The organism is Vibrio sp. 10N.222.48.A3, from assembly GCF_041475345.1.
GTDB classification, from domain to species: Bacteria; Pseudomonadota; Gammaproteobacteria; order Enterobacterales; family Vibrionaceae; genus Vibrio; species Vibrio tasmaniensis_A.
The window spans coordinates 1-1,480 of record NZ_JBFRVX010000677.1; the positions used below are offsets into that span (position 1 = coordinate 1).

The 1,480-nt window shown below is 40.9% G+C and carries 1 protein-coding gene; it reads right to left on the reverse strand.

Going from position 1 to position 1,480, the window contains the following annotated elements:
- On the reverse strand, positions 1 to 1,148 hold a 1,148-nt coding region (locus AB4653_RS18255; protein WP_372104918.1), incomplete at its 3' end, for a cache domain-containing protein.
- Positions 1,149 to 1,480 lie beyond the last annotated feature (332 nt).

Below are 1,480 nucleotides of genomic sequence, written 5' to 3' on the forward strand. Positions count from 1 at the left end.
GTTTGTTCTGCAATATCACCTATAACGTCCAATACCTTAACAATATTGTTTACGTCGTTATCTAGGTTAGCGACAGCTTCACTGGCTGTACCTAATTGTCCTGCTAGGCCTTGAATGTTATCTACTGTGTTGTGGATTAGGAGCTGAGTATGTTGGCTTTGTTTGTCTGCCTCGTCGGTGTTACGAGCTGTATCGCCAGCTGAATCGGCAACATTATTTGCTGAAGACGCCATCTCAGTCATTGCTGTTGCGATCATTTCAGTTGATTGTTGCTGAGTTTCAGTAAGTTGAGCGATAGAACCTGCACGATCTTCCACGCGCTGTAATTCGCCTCTTAACGCTAGCATTGAAGAGTTAAGGTTTGATACTAACTCTGCCAGTGATTGACTCATTTGTTGTACAGCGTGATAGATACTGCCTTGCTCAGCTTGAGTCTCAAACGATGTTTGAATTTTTCCTTCTGCGACAGCTTGTACTGCTTCTCTTACGTCTTTGGGTTCACCGCCAAGTAGCGATAGCATACGTTTAATTGAGATAATCAAGCTTGAAAGAATGACACCAGCAATAGCCAAACATAAAATCAGTTGCCATTGTGCTGTTGACCAAAACCTTGCGTTGACTTCATTGAAGCCGATACCTGTACCTACAACCCAACCCCAATGAGGTGTTTTTTCTGCGATGGACAGTTTTTCCTCAATGCTTCCGTCGGGGAGTTTTTGTGTCCAGGTGTACTCGACTATTTGTCCTGTTCTATTGCCAAGTGCTCGCTGAATAAGTTGGCCAACGCTATTTCCATCGCCATCTTTAAAATCATTAAAGCTGGTTCCGTGTAGTTGCGGATCTAAAGGTGTTGCGACAAAAGTCATATCTTCATCAGCAACATATACATATTCATTGTCTTTATAGATATTGTTGCGCAGTAGGCGAGTGGCAAGCTGTTTGGCTTGTTGTTCTTCTAGAGTGCCATCAATAGCCATTTTTTCGACTTCAGTAAGAATGCTGTATGCACTTTTAAATAGCTCCGTCACACGAGCTTTGTTGTCTATGTTGCTAGCAACTCTTAAGGTCCATAAACCTGTAGCCGTAAGTGCGAGCAAGGCAATCAAAATGATGCCTGATAATAAATAAGCTTGCGTTTTTAATTTCATATTTCCCCGTGCAGCGATCTAATAATAAGTATGGTGTATCATTCACGAATCTTAAGCTAAGTCGTGTAGTGCAGGTATCAGAAAGGTATCAAAACATGATGAAGATTAAATTTACGAAGAAAAAAAAGTCCCCAAAAGAACATTTTTCGCTGTCAAATGAATAAACAGAGGTAAGAGCAATTACTCTATTGAGGGTGGCGAATGTAGTCTATTTACTCGAAGATCAAGATTTAATGTTGAACTGATGTGTTATTGAATTGCGTTACTTTTATTCAAACGAAAAAAAGCCAAGTCTCTCGACTTGGCTTTCTTGAATGTGGCTCCCCTTGCAA